Source organism: Phormidium pseudopriestleyi FRX01 (assembly GCF_017313335.1).
GTDB lineage: Bacteria > Cyanobacteriota > Cyanobacteriia > Cyanobacteriales > Laspinemataceae > Laspinema > Laspinema pseudopriestleyi.
In genome coordinates this window covers 1-5,076 of the sequence record NZ_JAFLQW010000560.1, presented here as the reverse complement: position 1 = coordinate 5,076, position 5,076 = coordinate 1, and the positions used below count along the sequence as shown (strand labels likewise).

Sequence of the window (5,076 nt, the reverse complement as noted above, 5' to 3'; positions counted from 1 at the left end):
TATTTAGGATGAAATAGGGGAACCGTGGCGTCCTATGTAGACAGCGTTAGACTATAATTTGTATTCACCCCCTGGAACCCAGGAGAGACCAGAACTAAGTAATCCCCTGGCGTTAAGGTGCGACTAAGCGCTTCCGGTGTTGTCCCACTTTGAATGGATTGAGCAATCAAGTTTCCTTGCTCGATCGCCCCATTATTATTCCCCGTTTGATACAGTCTTAAGTCGGCATCATCATTGAGACCCGTGAGCAATAAATTAACATTTCTCACATCATTGAGTACAAATCGGAAATAGTCTTGTGGGTCCGCATCCCCCACGAACTCATCGATTCGGCGAGTCCCGGACAAAATCCCCAGATTGGTCGATGTATTCGCGCTGTTTCCCCCTACATCTCCTGTAATTGGGGTCGCTATCAAATTCAAATTGTATGGTGTTTCCGCCCCAGGAACGCCCGGGGAAACATTCACAAAATAGTTACCTGCCGTGAAAAATCCCGTGATGGAATCTTGGAGGGTTCCGGGTTGCGTGGAAAGGCCAACCCGTTCTGTGGTATTGACAAGTCCATCATTATTGCTATCAAAAAATAGTTCTAAGTTGGCATCTTGAGTCATGCCATTAATCACCACATTTAAGTCAGTTGATCCACTCAAACTAAAGCGGTAGTAGTCATTAGGATTGGTACTCGAAATTGACTGATTAAAGGTTTGAACCCCCGTGAGCACCCCGGCATTTAAAGCCGTTTGCGGGGTGTTCCCTGGTCCTGCCGGGACAGGGGGGACAGGGGGGACAGGCGGTGGCGGTAACGGTGGCAGGGGTGTCCCTCCGGGAGTAGCAACCCGTCCTTCTTGTATTCCATTGGATAAATAATGTTCAAATGCCTGCCGGAAGTTGAACCCAAATGCTTGCTGTAAATCTGGATTAGTGGCTAAATAGAAGCGAACATTAAAGTTGGGAGAGGAAGTCCGTCCTTCATTCACCCCAATAAATTGAAAGTGTTCGACTAACTGTCGGTTATTTAATCCCGCTTGTTGTAAGTCAGGGTTGACGGTTCGGTAAAAGTTGGTATCAAAGGCGATCGCCGAAGTACGACCCTCGTTAATCCCCGCGTTTTGGTAATGATTAAACAGGGCTTCACTCCCGATCACCCCTGCCGATGCCAGTCCGGAATTAGCATTGGCATAAACAGCCGGATTGAAAACTAATGAAAAGGGGCGATTTTCTTGGACCCCAAAGTTAGAAAGATGATCGTAAAATTGCCGACGGGTCGTCAACCCGGCAGATGCTAATCCGGGATTATTCCGCCGATAAAAGTCTAAATCGACTACGGGGGAAAATACCCGTCCTTCATTTAGACCAAAGTTGACTAAATGGTCCAAAGCTTGCTGATTATTTAATCCCCGCAAATCCGGATTAACAGCGCGATAAAAATCCGCATCCAATAAGTTAATTGCCATAATTTACCTCACCCTATTTGGGCTTTACATTTCGTGGATTGTCTTGAGATGGGTTTAATTTCCTAAGCTTAGACCTAGACTGATTATTTAGAGTGGCATCAATATTTAATTATAAGTGATTTTACCAGAGTCAGCCAGCTAAAATCAAAAATAAATTTTGATTTTTCGGCATTCCTTCTCCTAAATCTTTGCTAGACAAGGATTTAGGGTATATTGACAGACTTGATTCCGATTAAAATCAATCCTCATCAGGGGTTACTTTGCCTCCCTTTATCAGTCAAGACCGACGGGTTTTATCTAGCATCCATCCCCATTAGAGTACGATATAGCCTGTTTCAATCAATTGCCTGATTCAGAAATAACACAACTTCGGTGTTTCATCATTTTCGATTCCAGGAATGATGGAAAATCAGAATAAAAATTAAGAAATCAAGAGAAATACAGGAATTAATTAAAATTTGGGCCAATAGAATAGGAAGAGAGATTTTATGATATGACTCCCACCGATAGAGATTTAGTTTCTGAAACTAATCGCCCGACTCCAGAGAAAAACCGTTGCGTTACAGAATGATCTATGCCGGTTAGGGAGTCCTCTAGCTCCCTCAAGCATCCTGGGGTTTGGAGAGGGTTTCATGAGGGTTGAGGTCGATCGCATTCATCACATTAACCACCTGAGCGATCGCTGCCGCTTGCTGTTGCGCTGTGAGGGCAATATTTTGATTGTTAACAAAAATATTGTCGATCGCTTGAGCAACCCCGTCAAATGCCTCAGCCATTTCTTGAACGATCGCCACCCCAGTTTGTACCGTTTCGATGCCCTCTTCCGTTACCATCACCGTAGAGGAGACTGCCGTCTGGATATCATTAATTAAATTACTAATCTTTTGTGCGAGTACCTTACTTTGGTCCGCTAAAGACCGAATTTCGCTGGCAACCACCCCAAATCCCTTCCCCTGCTCCCCTGCACGACTCGCTTCGATCGCTGCATTCAAGGCCAGAATATTGGTCTGAGTGGCTAAATGACTGACCAACCGAGAAATCTCCCCAATTTGAGCCGCCTGCTGCTGAGTGCGAGTAATCTCCGAAGCGATCGCTCCCACTTTCTGCTCTAACGTAAGCATCCCAGTTTGAGTCCGGTCCACCGCCGCCTTTCCCCCGGATGAAAGCGATCGCGATCGATGAGCTTGAGCATCTGCCGCCTTCGCTTGCTCTGCCGTCGCACTTGCAGAGGCTTCCAATTCATTCATAGTTGTTCTAATTTGAGAAAATGCTGTTGCCAACTCCGTAGATAGAGTTTTCTGCATCCTCGCCCTGTATTCTAAAGATTCAAATGCCTCCTTCAGTCCGATTTGTGCTTGAAATCGCTGGATATCGATCCGTCCCAAAGTCCAGGCATTCCACCAAATCAACGCGGAAAAAACCATAACATTTAATATCCCTAAAAGCGAAATTCCCATTTCCGCCGTGTATAATTCTCCCCGCCACCCGATTAAAATGATCCAACATAACAACGGAGGGATACCAATCGCTGCGGGATAAAGCCGTCTCGCCATCAATCCCCCTGCTGTGGGACTGGCGATCGGGGCCATAATTCCCGCATCAAGACGGGCAAACATCATCGCCAAGCACAGTAGAATAAATCCTACCGCTGTATGCAATGCCATCGCGGTAAACGCTTTATCTAATCGATAAAAAAAGGCATTGCCATACAAGTAACCCAAGAAACCAAAAAACGCAATTAAAAATCCTAAAATCGTCAAAAATTGTGCCGCTAAATAGTTCGGTCTCGGAATACAAATCAGCAGTAAAGCCGAACCCAACAACAGAAAATTCAAGGCGCTATTGGGTGCCATCCGTCCAGGAGTCGCCGTAGCAACAGCACCCACAGACTCTTTAAAAAACAGTTCGTCAATACCTAAATTGACACCAAATCCATACTGTATTAATGTCAACAACCCTAGACCTACAACCAAGATGGCACAAATTAACGCAACCCGCCTGCTCTGGATGTCTATGGGTCCACGATGCCACACACTAATGCAAGTTCCTCCCAGAATAAAACCAATTGCAGTATTGGCTTTCATCGTCACCAATCCAGGCAGGATACTTTTGAGTGTGGGGATATCGAACATCCATCCCAAGATGACCATACAGCCAATCAGAATAACGCTAATGCTGGCTATCCGAGAAATGGATAACAGGACCGATCGCTCATCAGCAGCAAATGCAATTTGTGGAAACTGACGGGACTGTTCAATCATGGACTTTTTTACCTAAATCAGGGGTTGAGAGCAGCCGAATCATTCGGGAATAATTGCTGGGTAAGTTTTAATGAAACCGCAGCAGCGTTGGCCCTGTTATATCAGAACCGATAATTTGGCGTCAATAAATTGTAGTTATAGCGCATCTAAACCATTCTGACATAGAGATAGCGAGCAAGATGCGATCGCCTGAACCCAGGCGAAAGATGTGCGGCACTCCTTTTAAATATCTGTACCTCATGAGTCCACCGAACCGCTATATCCGGACCTCATGAGTCCACCGAAACGCTATAATCGGTCGGATTAACTTGATTCGGGTTAGGATGCCGGGGTCCTGAAGCCTCAAACCCTTGCTAGTGTAGCATCCCCTGCTCCGGGAGCGAAACCCGGCTGCTCAACAAAGCGATGCCCGATCGCAGTCTGGACTAGCTAGAGGAGAGAGTCACAGACTAAACCTTCCATTCAGGTGTTACCCTGGAAATAGTTAACCCGAACCGAGGGAGTATTTTTTTCAAAGTTCGGAGCCAATCACGCCACTTCCTATTTAAAAGCTTAGAGCGATCGCCCATGAACGAGCTGGATCAATACTATCGAGAACTGGGATTAGAGCCTGGAGCGTCACTAGAAGAAGTGAACCAGGCGTATAAAGATTTGGCGTTTATTTGGCATCCCGATCGCATTCCCAAAGATAATGCCCGCTTGGTTTCCAAAGCCCAAGATAAATTAAAACAAATTAATGAAGCGCGCGATCGCCTGCGCTCAAACCCGGGAAAACCCAACCCCAGCGATCGGCCCTCATCAGAATATCAAACCCGCAAATCCAGCGCCGGTTACACCTACTCTAATCCGGACCATTCCAGCGATCGGACCAACGCTCATTCTGAGGGTCAATGGCGATCGCACAAACCGCACAATCCTGACCTAACCGGAGCCGATTTGCGGGGTCAAAACCTGCGAGAAAAAGACTTATCCGGCAGAAATTTAAGCCATGCTAACCTCAGTCAAGCTGACCTCAGTGATGGCTTTTTACATAAAATTAATTTATCTGGAGCCAACTTGCAAGGCGCAAACTTATTCCGCGCCAATTTATTGCAAGCCAATCTCACTTATGCCAACTTACAAAATGTTAACTTAATCGGAGCCGATTTAAGTGGAGCCGATTTAACCGGCGCTGACCTACGCGGCGCTAAAATGGGCACAAAAGACCGCCTTTTCGTCAAGCTAATTGGCACTAAATTAACCGGAGCCATCATGCCAGACGGTCGCATTCATGAATAATCAATCTTATTTCTTCTTAAGTTCGTAGTAACGACTTCAGTCATTTCTTCTTAAGTTCGTAGTAACGACTTCAGTCGTTTCTT

At 45.9% G+C, this 5,076-nt stretch carries 3 protein-coding genes; 1 reads left to right on the top strand and 2 read right to left on the bottom strand.

The features are described 5' to 3' along the window. Positions 1-32: 32 nt before the first annotated feature. Positions 33-1,454, bottom strand: a complete 1,422-nt coding sequence (locus J0895_RS21300; protein ID WP_207090005.1) for a pre-peptidase C-terminal domain-containing protein — start codon at positions 1,452-1,454, stop codon at positions 33-35. A gap of 602 nt (positions 1,455-2,056) precedes the next feature. Then, a complete protein-coding gene (locus J0895_RS21295; RefSeq protein ID WP_207090004.1) occupies positions 2,057-3,715 on the bottom strand; it encodes a methyl-accepting chemotaxis protein in 1,659 nt (552 codons plus the stop codon). Positions 3,716-4,282: 567 nt separating this feature from the next. Between J0895_RS21295 and J0895_RS21290 the strand changes: the two genes are divergently transcribed. Continuing rightward, complete coding sequence (locus J0895_RS21290) at positions 4,283-4,993, top strand: pentapeptide repeat-containing protein (protein ID WP_207090003.1); 711 nt, start codon at positions 4,283-4,285, stop codon at positions 4,991-4,993. Positions 4,994-5,076 lie beyond the last annotated feature (83 nt).

Excerpts from the sequence above, each read along its gene's own strand:
- J0895_RS21300 (WP_207090005.1), bottom strand. The coding sequence starts at position 1,454 with ATGGCAATTAACTTATTGGATGCGGATTTTTATCGCGCTGTTAATCCG.
- J0895_RS21295 (WP_207090004.1), bottom strand. The coding sequence starts at position 3,715 with ATGATTGAACAGTCCCGTCAGTTTCCACAAATTGCATTTGCTGCTGAT.
- J0895_RS21290 (WP_207090003.1), top strand. The coding sequence starts at position 4,283 with ATGAACGAGCTGGATCAATACTATCGAGAACTGGGATTAGAGCCTGGA.